An 18710-nucleotide genomic window follows, 5' to 3' on the forward strand; every position below is an offset into this window, starting at 1 on the left:
GTATATCAAGACATCCCATATCGAGATCGGCCCCAAGGAGCGTCGCCCGAGGACCATCGAACGCTCTCTACCACCTCATCTCCAAGGCTATCGGTACGGTTCCGGGTTAAGGTTGCGGTGGTTTTCGGACCGGCGATGGCGGAAAAACCGAAGGGAAGAGGGGGCAAGGGCGCTCCTTGGAGGATCAATCGAGCCGGAGCCCTTCGATGACGTGGATCGTTGCCGGGAAGGCCCAAGGCAGGTTCAATCCCGCTTGCATCAGCCAAGCGCCGCCGGCTTCCAGTGCGGTCGATTTCAGCAGCGGATTCCCTCGCGAGAGGGCGGGGCATCGATCCCGGGTGATCAGGTCGATACGATAGCGGGCGGTGGGATCGAGTCCGGTCAGGACCAGTGGCCTCGGGGCGATTTGGCGCGAGGTGTGCGATTTGGCGGCGAAAACGACGAAACGGTCTTGCGTCTTCGCAAGTTGCATCTCCGCGATGATCGCCTCGTCGGCGCTGTCGAGGCGAAGGATATCGGCGTGAAATAGCCAATCGCGATTGGCTTTCCACCATCGACAGACCCTTTTCAGCACCGCCGCTTCGTCTTCGTCGAGCTCGCGCAGATCCATCTCGAAGCCGAAATGACGTTGCGCGGCGACCCAAGCGCGCAGGTGGATATCGAGCGTTCTTCCCGAGGTATGGCATCGGCGGGGACCGACGTGGCTTCCGGTGACCGCCGCCGGCAAGAACAAGGCGGCTTCGTGTTGGATGCGAAGCCGCTCCAAGGCGTCGTTGCTGTCGCTGAGCCACACCCGCGGGCAGCGTTCCAAGATGCCGTAGTCGATGCGACCGCCCCCGCTGGCACAGGATTCGATTTCGACCTTGGGGTGCGCCGAGCGCAAGCGATCGAGCAGCGCCAGCAGCGCCCGGGTTTGACCGGCGTCGGCCAACGGCAGAACCCGGTTGTGATCCCATTTGATGTACTCGATATCATGGCTCGTCAGCAGGCGATGCAGGCATTCGAAAAGATATTCGAAGACCTCGCCTCGCTTCAAATCGAGGACGCGCTGTCGGCGTCCTTCGATCTGATCCGGCGGCCCTGAAATCCACTGCGGATGCGCCCGCGCCAGATCCGAATCGCAACTGACCATCTCCGGCTCGAGCCAGAGCCCGAAGCCCATGCCCAGCGATCGCACCCTCTCGATCAGCGGCGTCAGCCCTTGCGGATACTTGCGCTCATCGACCTGCCAATCCCCCAATGACGATGTATCGTCATCGCGGCGGCCGAACCAGCCATCGTCGAGGACGAAGCGCTCGGCCCCGAAATCGGCGGCACGCTGCGCGATATCGTTCAAGGTCTCGATATCGTGATCGAAGTAGATCGCCTCCCAGCAGTTGTAATGCACCGGTCGTTTGAGCGAGGCATCGGGCCAGCGCACCACACGGTCGCGTAAGTGCCGTTGCAGCGCCGTGGCCGCTCCGTTGAGCCCGGCATTCGACCAGACAAGGTACAAGGTCGCGGTGGTGAATTCGGTGGCGGCATCGGGTTCGCTGCCGCGGGCATGGCCGAATTGCACTTGGCGCCGGCCGTCGGGCAGTTCTTCGGCGATCATCGAATGCCCCCCGGACCAAGCATAGTGGCAGGCATGGACCTCCCCGGCGGTATCGGTCGCGCCTTTCGCCGGGAGATAAAGGCCGGGGAAGTGTTCATGCCCCGTGCGACCGGTGGGATTGTTGCGCGCTCGAATCCCGGCGGACCAACGATGGGTCGAGGTCTGGAATTCGCCGCACCAGCGTCCCGAGAACTCGATCAATTCCCGCCCTTGTTGGGGGGCGGGAAAAACCGGCGCCGCCAGCCAATCGAGGTGGACCGGCTGCGTGCTTCGAAGACCGGCATGGCAGGTGATGATTCCGGTTTCCGGGTGGATGCGAAATTCCGCATGCCATGTCAGTCCCGCCGAATCGTCGCAGGCTTGGAATCGGATGCGATTCGTCGATTCGCTTATAGACTCGAGGCGAAGTTCAAGGTGCAGTGCGCTCCCGTCGCCTCGGCGCAGGGCAAGACCCGCTTGGCCGGGGAAAGTGTCGATGGCCAGCGGGCATAAAGTCAGCGGCGGATTGGCGTCGAGCATGCCGCCGGTGACATCGATCTCGGAGGCCGCCGCCAAGTCCTCGAGGATCTCGTCGGCGGGCAAGGAGCGCCCCCAGTAGATGATCGCGGGTAGATGATGACCTTCGCTTGCGAATACCAGCGTTTGATGCCCGTCGTCCAAGCGCAGGCATCGCCTCATTTGACGGCTCCGAGCGTAAGCCCCGCAATGAAATGGCGCTGCATCAGGAAGAACATCGATACCGGGGGCAAGGCGGCGACGATGGATCCCGCCGAGACCAAATGCCATGCGGCCAGCCATTGACCGTTCAGCGAATACAAACCGGCGGTGATCGGCTGCGAATCGGCGCCTTGGGTGAGCACCGTGGCCCAGAAGTAGTCGTTCCAGATGAAAGTGAAGATCAACACCGACAGGGCGGCGATGGCCGGTTTCATCAGCGGCACCACGATGTAGCGAAAAATGCGAAATTCGCTGACCCCCTCGACCCGGGCGGCCTCGATCAATTCCCGCGGCAAGGCGCGGATGAAATTTCGCATGAACAGGGTGCAAAACCCGGTCTGGAAAGCGATGTGAAACATCACCAATCCGCTGACGCTGTTGTACATGCCCAGTTGCAAGGTCAAATCGCGTACCGGCACCATCAAGATCTGGAAGGGGATGAAATTGCCCGCCACGAACATGAAAAAGACCAACAGATTGGCCTTGAAGCGGTAGACGGCCAGCGCGAAACCGGTCATGCAAGACAGGGCCACCGAGCCGATGACGGTCGGGATCGTCACCTTGAAGCTATTCAGCAGATATTGCCCGATCGGTGTGTTTTCGAAGATCGCGGTGTAGTTTTCGAGCATGTTGAACTCGCTCGGCCACCCCCAGTAGTTGCCGGAGATGATGTCCCCGGCGGAGCGGACCGAGGTCAATGCCACCGCCAGCAGCGGCAGCAGCCAGACGATCAGTGCGATCGGCAGCAGGATCTTGTAGGCCCACCGGGCCGGCGGGCTTGCTTGTTCGATAGGACGTGGATACATAGTCGGGATTGTTTTTTTATCCGCACCCTTCGAGCCCCAAGCCATCCAAGGCAAAAGAGGCGATGGCGAGGACCGTCATGGTGTGAGTTCGATACTTTGCGATCGATTGCGGCAGGTCTTGACCGCTTTCAAGCGCTTCGAATCCAATCCGACCGCTTGATGTCTCTTGCGCAGATCTCTTGATGGTATTTCCTTCGATGCGTTTTTGCACGAAATAAAGCGGGGTCGAAATTTCCGTCTTGCGCTTGATTTTGCGCTCGGCTCCCACCGCGCTTGATCCGACGCTTGGCTGCGCATCGTCGATTCGGTTCGATTAGATTAGATTCGATTCGATGGAGCGGAAGGCTATTCCCAGAACTTCTCTTGCCAACCCATGTCGGGGATCTCCTCGACGACCTCGAAAGCGATCGCATCATGGAATTCCCGCCCATGGCGATCTCTTACGGTGACACTCAAGCGGTGGATGCCCGCCGACAGATCCGCCGGCAGATCGGCGGTCCAAAGGTGGGACGATGAATCGGTCCACAACCACCGATCCATGGGGCCGACCTTGCCCGCCCATATCGAGCCTCGGAATACCTCGTAGCCATCGTTACCGGTTGCCGATGCCATCGCCCGACGGGTGTCGTTGAGCTGGCGGAAAAGGGCATGAGGATCCGAGACGTCGATCGATCGGATCTTGGCCTCGCCATTGCCTTGCTGGGTACGCTTGGCTTCGATCGCCTCTTGGCCATCGATGGACAAGGTGACCTTGGAGCCGCGGTTGCCGTTCCATACGTTGATCACCGCCCAAGTATCGCCCTCCAAGTCCTTGCGGGTGAGCATATTGACATCGCCCATCTCGTTCAGGCTCACCGGGGGCAGGATATCCGCCCGCTCGTTGCCGTAGGCGTCGACGAAATTCGAAAGCCTCGTCGCCCACTTGCGGTAGCGGGGGGAGTTGAATGAGATATGGAACTGCTCGAGGTGGGAGTGAGTGAAGGATCGATAGGTATCCATATAGTCCTTACCGGAAAAGGTCAGGGAATAAAACCCGCGGGGCGCCCCCAAACGCTGGGGCGCACCGGGAACGCCGTCGTCGTTCAAACTACCGGACCACCATGAGCCCGACAGCGCCCCGGCGACGATCTGGTGGAAAGGCGCCGGACCGACGCCGGTATTTTCTTTCCAGCCCTCGAAGTGTTCGCCGATCAGAATGTTCTCGGTGGTATGGGTATGGCCGGAAAGACCGAGCACCGGGCGTTTTCCCAAGATCTCGACCAAGGCGTCCAAATTGTCGGTTTGGTGTTTGGCGGCGGTGTTGTCGGTGAAGGTCTGGAAGGGAATATGAGCGCTGATGACGATCAATCGATCCGCCGGAACATGGGATAGATCGTTCGAAAGCCACTTCAACTGCCGGTCATGGATAACGCCGTTGTAGGTCGGTTTCGCCGCCGGATCGCAAAATGGATGATCGTCGATGCCGTTGCATGGATAGCGGACATTGTCCAAGGTCACGAAATGAACTTGCCCTATATCGAATGAATAGTATTCAGGCCCCCATTCGCGTCGGAAAGTGTCGAGGGAGTGCGCATCGTTTTTTGCATCGAAGTCGAGATCGTGGTTGCCGCCGACATAATATTGCGGAGTGTCACCGATGGCGATGATCTTTTTGAAGCGTGGATAGAGCGATAGATCGTCGCCCATGATATCACCGGTGAACAACAAGCATTCGGTATCGTCGTTGTCTCGGGCGGCCAGCATCTTGCCCGCGGTTTCGCGCACATAGGATACTTGCATGTTGAAATGGGGCTGGGCATCGCCGAAGACGAGGCATTCGAAATCGTCGCGATCGGAATTATCCTCGATGAGCGGGAAATTCACGGACTTTGGCATCGGGCCGGTCGGCTCGATCCCCCCGAAGCGTAGGTCGGGGGAACCTGCGATCTTATGAATGTAGTTGAACTGCGGGACCATCATCTCATCCACCGGCGTTGCATAGCCTGCGGGTTTGGTGATGAAAAGATTCATGTCATCGTAGATCGGCAAGCGATAGATGCCCTTGGCATCGGTGAGGGTGACTTCGCGGCCGTTGGAGACCGAAACGCCCTCGATTCCGGCTTCGCCCTCGTCCATTTTGCTGTTGCGGTTGGCATCGAGGAATACGGTTCCGGTCGCTCGGCTCGGGGCGGTATCGCCGGCGATCACCTCGATGGTGCCGATATAGCGCGTATCCTTGGCGAAGACCGGAGTGGTCGCAGTGACGGCTATGATAAGGGCGATGGCCGCAATGGCCACCGAATGGAGCATCGAAGTTTCGGGCAGTTTCATGAGTTTTTCCGGTCAATGAATTTCGTTGCGAAAAAAACGAACGAGATTTCGATGTTTCGGTTTCGGCCCCGTATGCTCGCTACAAGCCTTTCGAGCGAAGCCTCCGGCATCGTTTTCAGTCCCCGAGCATCGTGCCTTGCATCGAGACCCAACGCCGGCACTTGGTCGATGTCGATGATCATGGGTGATCATAGTGGAAATTTCCAGAATCGGAAAGGGTCGCAAAGCGTAACACACAATAAAAACAAGCGAATCCTTCCCTCACGATGGCAAGCGATTTACATACGGCAACCTTCGAATAAATATTGCTGCCGCGCTATATCGATCCCCTCGATCGCGGACAATAAAAAATCGGCGGGAAGTCTGGCGAGTTCTTTGGGTTCCAATTGATACAATCCGCCACCATAAACCCGGCTTTCGTCCAAAAAGCTTTCGGTACGGATGGATTGTAGCAAAGAAAATACTTTGCCCATGCACTCGTCGTTATTCTGCAAGGCCTGTTGAAGCGGGCTTTTCGGGTACAGCAGCAAATAAACATTGGCCGTGATGGCCTGTGATTGGTTCCACAAAAAGCGAAAGGGTGGGCTTGATTTTCCCGTTCGTCCCATATAGGTGCATAAAAACGGCGCCGGCAGACGTTGCTCTTGCGAATACCAAGGCGAGCGACGGCTAGGTAGGTAAAGTTCGTGAACCCTTTGCCGCTTTCCCGTCTCCAAGTATTCCCAAAAACGAGGAAAGGCTTGCTGAACCTCTTCCTCGGGCAACGGGCAATCGATCAGCGAAAGCGGGCAATCGATAACGGGATAGCCGTCTTGGTCGGAGGCAACCACGGTTTTCGATAAATATCTGGGGCTAGGCAAAATCGGTTTTTGAAACCGATGGGGAATGCCAAGCAAGCGAGCTTTGGCCCGAGGGAGAATAAAAAAACGATTGGCTCCGGTCACGATACCTCGCTTGATGGAAAACAAGTCCCCTAGTTTCCACTTCTCCTCTCGAGTGCGATCCGCACCGGGGAATTGTGTCCACCGTCGTGTTACCACGAGCTTGTCATAAGGGACCTGCTGTACGGTATCGGGGCGGGTGATCGATCCGCCGAAAGAAAAACGAACCGTCGCCGGACGAGAAGCGTTCTTTTGAAAAACGACGATCGCCGACGATACCAACGCATCGGAGAATTGTACGTCCGAAGGACAAAAACGGTGAATATGCAACAGGTGCACATGCTCCAATAAATAGCGTTTGACCGCTTCGCCGTAATTGACGGTCATGAATTCTGAGGGAATCAGCCAGATCCCTATCCCGTCGTCGGCCAGCCACCGGTCGGCGAGCAGCAAAAAATAGCAATACAGCCCTGCCAATCCACTGATTTTCAATCCCAACTCCCGTTCCACTGCCGCTTTGCATCGTTCTTTTTGCTCGGACTTCAAGTGGTGGTGGCGAACATAGGGAGGGTTCGTGAGAATCAAGTTAAATCGTCGGTGCTTCTCGGGAGATGGCTGATCGATAAAATCCCCCGGTGTGATTTGCAACCCTTCGCGTTGCCACAACCGCTGCCCGGTCTCGGCAAAGACCTTGTCGATTTCGAAGCCGGCGGAGCGGCGGATCAAACTTCTTGGAATATCGTGCTTCAAAGCCGAAAAAAATGCACCGGTGCCGATGGCGGGATCAAGGAAATCGATGACATCCGAACGGCTTTTCCAAAGATCTTTCACATACCCGATCATGTTGCGAGCGAGTTCCGGCGGTGTGGCAAATTGCCCCAAGCGGTTGCGCTCGGTGGCATTTTTTAGCCTATCCAACCGCCGTTGCTCGATCATTCGTCGGTTTTCGATTTCTTCGATGCTGCCCATCGTTCTCATGACTAAATCTCCAGTTCTTCCAAATCATCTATTCGATGTTCCCACACCCAATCGATTCCCTCGGCCGCTTCATAGCCCAAATACCCGCTGTCGAAATACCCACACAACAAAAGCAGAAACTGCGTATCTTCACCGTACTCATCCCGGAGTTGTCGTATTTTTATGGCCTCCTCCTTAAGGCGTTTGTTGACGTTGGTAAAGTCGCCTGCGGATTTGGCCTCGATGAAAACCGGTAGACCATTGCCTCGAGGCTTTTGCGGCTGAATCACTCGATCCGCCGGAATATCGATTCGATGTCGCTCGCCCGCAACGACATCGATATGGAAGCTAAATATGCCCTGAGGCGCAAACTAGGATGCGATGGTGCCACCGGATACCGGGTTTTTTATCCGCGCCGTTCGTCTCGATACATCTTGCGCAAGAAGGCGATGATATAGACCATCATGATCAAGAACAGGACGACCGCGATCGCCGCTCCGTAGCCCATGCGGAAACCGTATTCGGAAAAGGCTTGCTCGTACATATAAAAGGCGAGGACGCGACTCGAACCCCAAGGGCCGCCGTCGGTCATGATCGAGATCAGGTCGAAGGATCGAAGGGCTCCGATGACGGTGACCACGAGGGCGATGAAGGTTGCCGGTCGCAGTTGGGGCAAGATGACATACCACAGCATCTTGAATCCACGCGCGTTATCAAGGCGAGCGGCCTCGATTTGTTCCTTGTCGACGGCATTCAAACCGGTCAGGTAGAGGATCATGCAATAGGCGGTTTGCGGCCAAAGACCGGCGGCGATGATGCCGTAGGTGACATACGTTTCATCGGCGAGCACCGGGATGGCATCGAATCCCATCGCCATCAAGGCGATATTCATCAAGCCGTCGCTGGGATCGTAAAACCAAGCGAACATCAAGCCGACCACGACCTGCGAGATGACGAAGGGGAAGAAAAACAGCGATTTATAGATACGAATCCCCCGCACCGTCTGGTTCAAAAAAAGCGCGACCGCAAGCCCGGCGGGAATCGCCAACAGATAGAGCACCAACCAGATGAGGTTGTTCTTCAAAGAGGTATAGAAGGCTTCGTCGTCGATGAGTTCGATATAGTTGCCCAAGCCTACATAGCGCTTCTCGCCGAGGCCGTCCCAGTCGTAAAGGCTGATACTGATGGACTGGAAGATCGGGGCGATGACATAGACCAAGAACATCAACACTCCGGGCGCAAGAAATAGCCACGGAGCGAGGCGTTGCTGGTTGGCCCTCCAAAATCCCTTCATGGCATCAAAGCCCGAAAGACCGCACCCCCGCCCGAGCGGGGGCGATGGTCAAAGCGGATGCCCGCAAAACCTAAGCATCGAAGATGACATGCCAAACCCTTCGAGACGGGGATCGCCCCCGCCCTCGAAGGGTTTTTTGCAAGGCATGTCGCCAAAGAGCATGGAGAATTTATTGGTAGACCCGGGCGCGCGTTTTTTCCAAACGCTCCAAGATCCTATCCAAGCGCTCGGGCTTGACCATGAATTCCTGGAAGCCCTCCATACCGGCTTTGGCCATCTCGGCCGGGGCGTCGCGATCGAAGAACTGGGCGATGCCCCCGCTGGTGGAGGAGAGCATGGCCAGACCGGCGTGCAAGAACTTGTCATCGTTGACTTCGGAGTTCTTGTTGATCGGCAGCTGGCCCAAGGTCTTGTTGATCTTGGTCTGTACGTCGGCGCGACCCAAATAGGCCAGGAATTTCTTGGCATCTTCCTTGTTCTTGGCATTCGCCGGGATATGGATCGTATCCGTCGGCGCCTCTTCGGCCAAACGAACCGTGCCGTCGATGATCGGGAACTGGAAGAAATCGAGTTGATCGTCGGTCAAACCCGCCTCTCGTAGCGGAGCGACCGCGAAATTACCCATGACATACATCGCCGCTTCGCCTTGGACCATCGGCGCCAGCGCCTCTTGCCAAGAATAGGCGGCATGGTTGTCGATGAAGAATCCCTTGTCCAGCAGTTCTTTCCAGTTGGCCATGGTTTTGCGGACGCGATCGTCGGTCCAAGGTACCTGACCTTGCGTCAATGCCATGTGGAAGTCGTAGCCGTTGGTTCGAAGGTTCAAGTAATCGAACACTCCGCCGGCGGTCCACAGGAATTTGGTTCCGATGGTGATCGGCTTGATATCGTTGGCCAGCAGGGTCTCGCCGGCGGCGATGAAATCGGCCCATGTTTTCGGTACGCCGACTCCCAGCCTTTCGAAGATATCCTTGCGGTAGTAGACCCCCCACTGATAATAGGTATAGGGCACTCCCCACTTCTTGCCGTCGATGGTCATCGATCCGGCGGCCGATGCCAAGGAATCGTTGAGCCCTGCGCTTTCCCAGACATCGTCGACCGGTTCGAACAGGCCGGCTTCGACATAAGGCAGCATCCGGTTGCCGGCGTACCAGTTGGCCAGATCGGGGGCATCGGCGGTGAGGAAGTTGCGGATCGAGGTCTTGTAGCCTTCGTGGTCGAATAGATTCCACTTGACTTTGATATCGGGGTGCTCGGCTTCGAAATCCTTGATCAGATCTTCGAAGGCGGCCTTTGGGGCCGGATCCGAGGTATCGGTGTTGATGACAATCTCACCGGCGAAAGTACCGACGCTGACCAATGCACCGGCGATGAACATGCCAAACTTTTGCTTCAGGTTGAAAGACATCTTATCGGCTCCTCTTTGTTATCGGTTTCGATTGCATTTCGGTGTTGACCATCGATGCGCCCGAGCGATGATTCGAAGAAGATGCAATATCCCTTGGGCCTTCGGCTCCTCGTTTCCGGCCTCCAAGGATATCCCCTTCGCTTTTCGTCGCCCCGATCGTCGATCCGAAGGCTCGTTCGAAGGTAAAGCCCGGATGCGCATCGACATGATCGTTCGAACGGACCTTCGAATGGATCCGAATATCCTCGGGGCGATGACGATCCCGAGCGATAAGACGATGCCGCCGATCGAGAAGGCGACAAAAATATCGAGTCGAAAGTCCGGTCGAAGCGCCGAGATCGCCGAGTCGATGTATTCACCCGATCGACCCGATCGAGCCCTCGGTACGATTTGACGCGATGCTACTTGAGGAAAGGCGTGGGCTCGACGAAGGGATAACGGGCCTTGGCCTTGGTTCCGACGGCGCTGTCGTTGCGGATGAAGCGTTCACCGTCGTCGGGACGAAAACGAAAAGCCCAATCGGGTTTTCCCTGCGTCGTTTTTTGTATGAACAATCGCTCTTGCTGGCTTCGAATGCACTTTGCTTGGATTTCCTCGGGATCCCAATCGGCCAGCAAGCGCGCTCGCAACCGGCTCTCGATCTCGAAATGCTCGGGGCGACCCGCAAGATCGTCGATCTCGAGCGGATCGACGCTCAGATCGTACATCAGTTCTCGATGCCCATGGGTGTAGATGAGTTTGTGATCGTCGATGCGCACCATGCGGCAAGGGGCGATGACCCCCTCGCCGGTATATTCCGATATCACCTCGTCATTCCAATCGCTCGGATTTTTGGCCATCAAGGGCACCAAAGAGTGGCCATCGAGCGCAGATACCGGTTCGAAGTCCTCCTTGCCCGCCACTTCCATCAGCGTCGGCAGCAAATCGATGAGCGAGACCAGCCGATCGCAGCGAGAGCGGGAATCAAGACCCGGAATGCGCACAATCAACGGCACGGTCACCGACCACTCGTAGAAGGATTGTTTGAACCACATGCCGCGCTCGCCGAGCATTTCCCCGTGGTCGGAGGTAAAGACCACCACCGTATCGCCTTCCATCTCCAAGGCTTCGAGGGTATCGAGCAGCCGCCCGACCTTGTCGTCGATATAACGGCACATGCCGTAATAGGCATGGCGGGCGCTGCGCACATGCGCATCGGTGACCTCGTGCAGATCGCCCCCGTGGGCGTAATGTAGCCAGCGGCTCATCGCATCCTTTTCATCCAAAGGAATCTCACTCACCTCGGGCTCGTCGATCTCGTTATGGTCGTAGATATCCCAGTATTTTCGCGTGGTGACATAAGGAGAGTGCGGATGGGTGAACGAGATCCACAGCATCCACGGACGCTCCCGATGGAAGCGGGCGAGGTCATGAAGTTTTTGCACCCCGCAGTGCTCGACCTCCTCGTCGTAGTCGATTTGCAGGCTGCGGGTGCATAACCCGGAATCGACCACGGCGCGCATGTTGATGCCGGTGGGTCGATAACGCTCGCCGACGATCCAATCCGGGGTCCAAGCGAAGTTCGAGGGATAGATATCGGTGACGATCCGCTCGTCGAATCCATGCAATTGATCCGGCCCGATGAAATGCATCTTGCCGCACAGGATCGTGTGATAGCCGGCCGAGCGCAGGTAGTGGGCGAGCGTCGGCGTCGAGGCGGGCATCTCGATCGCGTTATCCCACATCGAGATGGCATTGGCCAACCGTCCCGCCATCATCGAGGCTCTGGAGGGGACGCATAGCGGAAAGTTGCAATAGGCCCGTTCGAAGAGCGTGCCCCGTTCGGCGAGTCGTTCGATATGGGGGGTTCGGACCAAGGCGTGGCCGTAGAGCGACAATGCCTTGGCCGCCATCTGATCGGCTTGGATCACCAGGATATTGGGGGCTTTGGATGTCATCTTGATTGAGCGAAAAGGAAAGGCCGAGGAGTCGGTGAGTCGGCCGAAATCGGGGGGTCGAAAAAAGAGACCGAAAAAGGGGGCCAAAAAGAAGATCGAACAGGGGACGACCGCCAAGCAAGCGGCCATCCCCTGTCTTCGATGGCTTACTTGATGGTCATCCCCAAACGTTCGGTCAGTTCCTTGAAGGCCTCGTACTGGGCCTTGACGAAGTCCTTGGTTTCGGCGGGTTTGCGAATGGCCGGTACGGAGCCGAGCCCCTTGGTCAGTTTGAGCCAAGCGCGATCTTCGCTCAACTGAGCCAGCACCTCGACCCACTTATCGACGACCTCCTGGGGCAAATCGGGCGGTCCCCAAAGCCCGCTCCAGCCGATCACGCTTTCAAGCCCGGGGTAGCCGGCTTCCGCAACGGTGGGCACATCCTTGATCGCCAACACCCGTTCTTTCGTCGAGACCGCCAGCGCCCGCATTTTTCCGGCTTGGATATTGCCGATGACCCCGGAGAGGTTCTGGAACATCATATCCGCATGCCCCCCGACGACCGCCGCGGCCGCCTTGCCGCCCCCTCTATAAGGGACATGTCTCATCGCATCGCCCGCCAGACCCATCTGATCCAGCGTCATCACCATCGCGATATGCAGCAAGGTGCCGACGCCTGCGGATGAATAGATAAGGGTCTCACCGGCATTGACCGCGGCCTTGATATCGTCGAGGGATCGATAAGGCGAATCGGCGTTGACCACGAGCACGAAGGGATTGAGCTCCAATAGCCCGAGAAAAGTGTATTCATCCCAAGCATAGGGGATCTTGCGATTGATCGCAGGCACCGCCGCTTGCGATCCCACGCGGGCCAGCAGCAGCGTATAGCCGTCTTTCTTGCCCTTGACAACCGAGACCGAGCCGGTGACTCCGGCGGCGCCGGTGCGGTTGACGACCAAGATGCCGTTGCCCAAGTAGCCGGTGGCGGTGGCCGAGAGGGTTCTGGCTGCGAGATCCGCCGCCCCGCCGGGGCCGTAGGGCGAAACCAAGGTGACCGGTTTGGTGGGGTAGGCCGCCAAGGCATTGCCGGTGATCAGCGCCGATACCACGGTCGCCAGGATTGCCAAACGGGACAATATGAGAGGTCTTTTCATCGTTTTCCTCCGGGTTCGTTGGCTGCACTTCGAGTCTTGCGGATTGACAGGCGATCCCTTTTTATCATAATTACTTGCAGCAATCAATCAATCTGTGATCAGCCAGTCGATGATCGGTCGATGAAAACAAGGATCGCTTCATGCCGTACCGCACTCAAGCGGATTCAAGATTGTCGAACCGCCGCCGAGTGTTGGCGGAAATTCATCTCGACGGTCCGATCCCCCGCTCCAAGATCGCGACCAATACCGGCTTGACCCCGGCCTCGATATCGCGCATCACCCGCGATCTGATCGGCATCGGGCTGATCGAGGAGGGCGATGCCATCGCCGACGAGCCCCGCGTCGGGCGCAAATTCGTCGATTTGCGCATTCGCCCGGATAGCTGTCATGTATCGGCCATCGCCATCAACGCCTTTCGCCAAGATGTGGTCGTGGCCGATTTCACCAACCGCATCATCGCCCATCGCCGCATGCATTTCTCCGACCTCGGCGATGCCGAAGCGGTCATCGACACTTGCGCTTCGACCTTGGCGCAGATGATCGACGAGTTATCCGTCCGGAGGTGCGTGCCCGCTCTTTGCGGGATCGCCCTGACCGGGGCCGTCGATACCGGCGCCAATCGCCTGCGTTCGGCCCCGGCGCTCGGCTGGAGCGATGTCGACCTCGAGGCGATCGTCTCTCGCCATCTGGATTGCCCGATCTATTCCGATAACATCCCCAATGCCAAGAACCTTGCGGCCCGTTGTTTCGGGCAAACGCGCAAAGCGGATCACGTTTTGCTGTTCAATGCCTCGCTGGCCATCGGTTGCAGCCTGATGATCGAAGGTCGGCTCTTTCGCGGCAACGAAGATCGAGCGGGCATGATCGAATCGATGCGCATTCCACAAGGGGCGGGGGGCGATCCGCTTCGAGTGGATCAGGTCGCAGGCGGCATCGGCGTCCTCGGCGAATCCAAAGAACGCCCCGATGCGGGCGATGCCGAGCGTCTCGTCGATCTGATCGACAAGGCCGGAGCCGGCGATGACGCCCTTTGCGAGCGTTTGGAGCGCGCAGGTCAATCGCTGGGGATGGTGGTCGTCAATGCCGACAGTTTGCTGCACCCCGACAGGTTGCTGCTTTCGGGTCCTTTGCTCGATGCCCCGGCCTATCGCAAGGGGGTGCTCGAAGAGATCGCTCGTTGGATGCCGCAGCGTTGGATCGACGAGCGATTGTCGATCGTTTCCATGACGAGCTGCGAAGCCGCGCAATCGCTTGCGATTCACGAGCTGCTTTTTCGCGACGAGCGATTCGCCTGGAAAATGCGGCCCTCGTCCTCGAACCCGATTCCATCGACATGAAAGCACGTTTGACCGGGGTCGGGATCGCAGCGATCGGTCTGACGCTCTTTTTCCTCCTGATCCCGCTGGGGATCGACACCCCGGGGAGGGTGGACCATATCACCCTCGCTCCCGATTTCTGGCCGCGCATCGTCTCGTTGATCCTCGCCGCGATGGGCCTTTGGCTGATCCTCTTCCCCGGGCCGGACGATCGTGGTACGGACAATCGCGGGCCGGACAATCCCAAAACGAACGATCCGGTCTCGGCCCCGAGCATCGGGTTCGAACGCAGGGCTCGATTGGCAGCGGTGCTCGCACTGCTCTTCGGCTATTACCTCGCCATCGATTGGCTGGGCATGGTCTTGCCGGGCACGATCCTGATCGCCTCCCTTTCTTTCCTTGCAGGCGAGCGCCGCCCTTTGCCCCTGATCCTCCCGGCCCTTTGCCTGCCCGCGCTTCTTTATGCCTTCTTCGTTCACATCGCCGGCGTTCCGATCCCGCTCGGCATCTTCGAGTTCTTGCGGGGTTGACAGGTGATCGAGCAACTCGCAGCGGCGTTCTCGTTATTTCTCACGATCGAAAATGTCTCGGTCGTCTTCATCGGGGTCGTCGTCGGCACCCTGATCGGCGCCATTCCCGGCATGACGACCCCGATGGGGGTGGCGCTGGCGCTGCCCTTCACCTTCACCATGCCCCCGGTCACCGGCATCTTGCTGTTGCTCGGTATCTACAAAGGTGGCCTCTACGGGGGCTCGATCACCGCCATCTTGATCAAAACCCCGGGGACCCCCGCCGCCTCGTGTACGGTGCTCGACGGTTATCCGCTGACGCAAAAGGGCCAAGCGCGCAAGGCCCTCGACATGGCGCTCTACGCCTCCTGTTTCGCCGATTTCATCTCCAATCTCTCGTTGATCCTCCTCGCCGGATTGCTGGCTTCCTTCGCCCTCAAGTTCGGCCCCCCGGAGTTTTTCACGCTGATCGTCTTCTCGCTGACGATCATCGCCGGCGTCTCCGGCGACAGCCTGCCTCGCGGCATCGCCGCTGCGGCCTTGGGCCTCGTCTTCGCCACCATCGGACTCGATATGGTCTACGGCACCGGCCGTTTCATCTTCGACGAGTGGGAGTTGATGGGCGGGCTCAATTTCATCCCGGTACTCATCGGACTATTCGCCCTGCCCGAGATCTTTCGCTATTTCGCCGGCGGGCTCGACGAGTCGATCCGAGCGGCGGCGATGCGCGGCGGCGGGGCGACCTTCGCCGAATTCCGCCGTTGTTTCAAATCGATCCTGCGCGGCAGCCTGATCGGGGTCGTTTTGGGCTCGATCCCCGGCATCGGCGGCGCCCCCTCGGCTTTTCTATCCTATAGCGAGGCCCGGCGAAACTCCCCGAGGCGGGATCGTTTCGGCAAGGGAGAACTCGAGGGCGTTGCCGCCGCCGAGGCCGGCAATAACGGCGTGGCCGGGGCGACGATGATTCCGCTGCTGGCTTTGGGGGTGCCGGGCGACGTCATCACCGCCGTCATCCTCGGCGCCTTCATGATCCATGGCTTGCGCCCGGGGCCGGTCATGTTCGAGCAAAATCTGACCATGATCTACGCCCTGTTCATCGGCATCATGCTGAGCTCGGCCTATCTTTTCATGGTGGGGAAGTTTTCGATTCGCGCGATCAGCCGCATCGCCGAAGTTCCGAATCGGCTTTTATATCCGGCGGTCCTCGTGTGTTGTCTTTTCGGTGCCTATGCCATCAACAACAGCGCTTTCGATGTGCTCGTCATGCTGCTGATGGGGATCGTCGGCTATTCGATGATGGTCTTCGGATTGCCGGCGCCGCCTTTTTTGATCGCATTCATTTTGGGTCCCTTGCTCGAAGATAATTTTCGCCAATCGATGATCCTCTCCGAAGGCGGTCTTGGCATCTTGTTTCGCACGCCGATCTGCTGGATCTTTTGGGCCATGACGCTGGCTTCGATCGTCTTTTTGGTCAAAAGCCGGCGAAGGCGAATCCCCTTGGCGGGTTGACCATGACCGATTCCCCTTTCGATCCCGCTTTCGCATCGATTCGCCATCGATTCACCTTTGCGGTTCTCACCGACACCCATTTGAATCAAAGCGACGATGAATGCAACTCCCCCTTCGATGTCAACCGGCGGGCCAATCGGCGCCTGCGCTGGATCATCGACGATCTCAACCGGCGCGATCTCGCCTTTGTTTTGCACTTGGGCGATGTGGTGCATCCCGTGCCGTCGATGGAGGATCTATATGCGGCATCGGCGCGGCGATTTTTCGATCAATTCGCCGACCTAAGGCATCCTTGGAGGATCATCCCCGGCAATCACGATGTCGGCGACAAGCCCATCGATTGGGGGCCGGCGGGGACCGTGCGACCGGCTTTTTTGAGAGCATGGGAGCGTCATTTCGGTGCGCAGTATTTTCATCATGCGATCGAAGATATTCATTTCATCGGGATCAATGCCCAGATCTTGGGCTCCGGACTCGCCGCCGAGGGCGAGCAACGGGATTGGCTTAGGTCCACCCTCGACGGATTGCGCAGCGAGCGCATCTTCATGGGCTCCCACTATCCGCCCTTTCTCCTCGATAGAAAAGAAGCCGAGCACTACGACAATCTGGCGCCATTGGTGCGGGACTGGCTGCTCGATATCATCGATGAATATCGGGTCGAGGCCTTATTTTGCGGCCATGTCCATCAGTTCTGGTACCACCGCATCCTCGATACGGATTGCTATCTATTGCCGTCGACGGCCTTTACCCGTCAGGACTACAGCGAGATGTTTCGTATCGTCGGCGATGATGAATACGGCCGCAACGATATTCACAAGCTCGGCTATGCCTTGATTCATGTCTTGGACGAAGGGCATCGATTCGAGATGGTCCATAGCCGGGGAGCCGAGTCGGGCGGCGAGGGCGAATCCGCCCGCGTTGCGATGTCGCGGTCCCTTGATTTCGAATCCGACTTCGAGCCGGATATCGATCCCGCCCCCGGCGTTTTCGAAGGCTCAGGTCTCATATCCTTCGATCTGCGTCAGGATTGGTGCGAGATCGTCGAGATCCCCCCGAGCGGTGGACTCGACGAATTCGATCGCAAACGGGCGCGCAACGATTATGCGCTGCTCGCTCTGATCGAGATCGGTGCCAAATCGCTTCGCCTGCCCCTATCCGATCTTGTCGACGACCGACGCAGATCTCGCTTGACCGAGATGCGCCGCTTCGGCTTTCGCTATCGCTTCTACCGCTTCGGTCCCCTCACCGATACACTATGCGATCTCATCGAAACCCACGCCGATCTGATCGATATTTGGGAGACCTGCCTGCCCCTCGATACCGCCGTCGATCCCAGCCTCATCGAACGAATCAAAGGGCGATCCATCGAATGGCATCTATCGCCATTGCGCTCTCGACACGATATCATCGCATCGAAAAGACGCTATTTTCATGTCATCAACCACGGATTTTCCGCCGCCGACGATCGAATGCTCGTCGATTGGCTCGAAAGCGGAATCGGGCAAGCCGCCGACGCCTACATCCTTCGCCTGGGTTTCGATGAGCCACCGTCCCCGGCGTTGGCACTGGCCCAAGAGACATTCGAGCGTTTCGGCAAACCGGCCGTCATCCATCTTCGCCTGACCGCCGATAATCCCGCCCTTTGCATCGACGATGAACCCAAGCAGGCGGCCCGCCTTTGCGAAGTGATCCTATCGGCCCATGCCAACCCCGCCATCGATCCGATCTGTGACACGCTGAGCGATGTCGACCGCGGCTATTTTCCCCGCCGAGGGCTATTCGATCGCCGATTCAATCCCCGCCCGACGGCCTACCTGGTGCAGCGACTGAACCGGCTTTTGCGGCGAGTGCCGAAGGATCGCTCGCTCGAACGACGAGCGTTTGCAGATTCCATCGGGTTCAAGTTGCGCCTCGACCAAGACGATGCTTGGATTGTCATCCCCGACCCCGAGCGACCTTCCGGCGCTTCGGTGGACCCGCAGCGTATCGCCCGCCAAGCGTTGCCCTCATCACCCGAAGTCGAGGCGATCGATTTGATCGAAGGGGTATCGATCGAGCCCGATGGCAGTACCGAAAATCCCTTCTTGCTTCGTCGCCCGTCATCGCCTTGCACCTGAATTGACTCGGCCAAATACCGTCTCGGATCCGAAGAGAAAAGGGAAGCGTGAGACATCCCCGATAGACCCTCGTTCAAGGCAAGTCTTCTACGAACATGAAAAATCATCTATGCGCGAAAATATAAAGAGCGCCGAGTTCGATGCGATATCTCGGTGTTCCGCTCTCGGTTGTAATGGGGTTGCGGTATTGGAACGATCGCTTTTTGTCGATCCCGTCTCTGT

The 18710-nt window shown here is 58.0% G+C and carries 14 protein-coding genes; 4 read left to right on the forward strand and 10 right to left on the reverse strand.

Going from position 1 to position 18710, the window contains the following annotated elements; translation table 11 throughout:
* Positions 1-184 precede the first annotated feature (184 nt).
* The 10 genes from BF99_RS0116910 to BF99_RS0116965 all read right to left on the reverse strand — a co-directional run bounded on the left by BF99_RS0116910 (position 185) and on the right by BF99_RS0116965 (position 13037).
* Positions 185-2272 (reverse strand): alpha-galactosidase, encoded by a 2088-nt coding sequence (locus BF99_RS0116910; protein WP_025772006.1) that lies wholly within the window; start codon positions 2270-2272, stop codon positions 185-187.
* Positions 2269-3117: a carbohydrate ABC transporter permease gene (locus BF99_RS0116915; protein WP_025772008.1), complete on the reverse strand. Its 849-nt coding sequence runs from the start codon at positions 3115-3117 to the stop codon at positions 2269-2271. Before BF99_RS0116915 ends, BF99_RS0116910 begins: the two co-directional genes overlap by 4 nt.
* A gap of 16 nt (positions 3118-3133) precedes the next feature.
* Positions 3134-3385 (reverse strand): hypothetical protein, encoded by a 252-nt coding sequence (locus tag BF99_RS0116920; protein ID WP_025772009.1) that lies wholly within the window; start codon positions 3383-3385, stop codon positions 3134-3136.
* A 77-nt stretch (positions 3386-3462) separates the two neighbouring features.
* The gene (locus BF99_RS0116925; protein WP_025772010.1) at positions 3463-5427 is read right to left on the reverse strand and encodes a calcineurin-like phosphoesterase C-terminal domain-containing protein; all 1965 of its coding nucleotides are present in this window, start codon (positions 5425-5427) and stop codon (positions 3463-3465) included.
* Between the two features lie 278 nt (positions 5428-5705).
* Positions 5706-7226: an Eco57I restriction-modification methylase domain-containing protein gene (locus BF99_RS0116935; RefSeq protein WP_197019201.1), complete on the reverse strand. Its 1521-nt coding sequence runs from the start codon at positions 7224-7226 to the stop codon at positions 5706-5708.
* A gap of 62 nt (positions 7227-7288) precedes the next feature.
* Positions 7289-7621 carry a XamI family restriction endonuclease gene (locus BF99_RS21365; protein WP_081759330.1) on the reverse strand — a complete coding sequence of 111 codons (333 nt, stop codon included), beginning with the start codon at positions 7619-7621 and terminating at the stop codon, positions 7289-7291.
* Positions 7622-7671: 50 nt separating this feature from the next.
* Positions 7672-8559 carry a carbohydrate ABC transporter permease gene (locus BF99_RS0116945; RefSeq protein WP_025772016.1) on the reverse strand — a complete coding sequence of 296 codons (888 nt, stop codon included), beginning with the start codon at positions 8557-8559 and terminating at the stop codon, positions 7672-7674.
* 169 nt (positions 8560-8728) lie between these two features.
* Positions 8729-9967, reverse strand: coding sequence for an ABC transporter substrate-binding protein (locus tag BF99_RS0116950; RefSeq protein ID WP_025772018.1), 1239 nt, complete (start codon positions 9965-9967; stop codon positions 8729-8731).
* 401 nt (positions 9968-10368) lie between these two features.
* A complete protein-coding gene (betC, locus tag BF99_RS0116960) occupies positions 10369-11904 on the reverse strand; it encodes a choline-sulfatase (protein WP_025772021.1) in 1536 nt (511 codons plus the stop codon).
* 146 nt (positions 11905-12050) lie between these two features.
* Positions 12051-13037: a Bug family tripartite tricarboxylate transporter substrate binding protein gene (locus BF99_RS0116965; RefSeq protein ID WP_025772022.1), complete on the reverse strand. Its 987-nt coding sequence runs from the start codon at positions 13035-13037 to the stop codon at positions 12051-12053.
* A 140-nt stretch (positions 13038-13177) separates the two neighbouring features.
* Here BF99_RS0116965 and BF99_RS0116970 point away from each other — a divergent pair, with 140 nt between their 5' ends.
* The 4 genes from BF99_RS0116970 to BF99_RS0116985 are packed head-to-tail and all read left to right on the forward strand — an operon-like array spanning position 13178 to position 18488.
* Positions 13178-14374 carry an ROK family transcriptional regulator gene (locus BF99_RS0116970; RefSeq protein ID WP_081759331.1) on the forward strand — a complete coding sequence of 399 codons (1197 nt, stop codon included), beginning with the start codon at positions 13178-13180 and terminating at the stop codon, positions 14372-14374.
* Positions 14371-14883, forward strand: coding sequence for a tripartite tricarboxylate transporter TctB family protein (locus BF99_RS22210; RefSeq protein ID WP_025772024.1), 513 nt, complete (start codon positions 14371-14373; stop codon positions 14881-14883). The genes BF99_RS0116970 and BF99_RS22210 overlap by 4 nt, the downstream gene beginning before the upstream one ends.
* A 3-nt stretch (positions 14884-14886) precedes the next feature.
* Positions 14887-16371 carry a tripartite tricarboxylate transporter permease gene (locus tag BF99_RS0116980; protein ID WP_025772025.1) on the forward strand — a complete coding sequence of 495 codons (1485 nt, stop codon included), beginning with the start codon at positions 14887-14889 and terminating at the stop codon, positions 16369-16371.
* A 2-nt stretch (positions 16372-16373) separates the two neighbouring features.
* The gene (locus BF99_RS0116985; protein WP_051482967.1) at positions 16374-18488 is read left to right on the forward strand and encodes a metallophosphoesterase family protein; all 2115 of its coding nucleotides are present in this window, start codon (positions 16374-16376) and stop codon (positions 18486-18488) included.
* Positions 18489-18710: the final 222 nt, after the last annotated feature.

It is taken from the genome of Thioalkalivibrio sp. HK1, assembly GCA_000583135.1.
Classification (GTDB): domain Bacteria; phylum Pseudomonadota; class Gammaproteobacteria; order HK1; family HK1; genus HK1.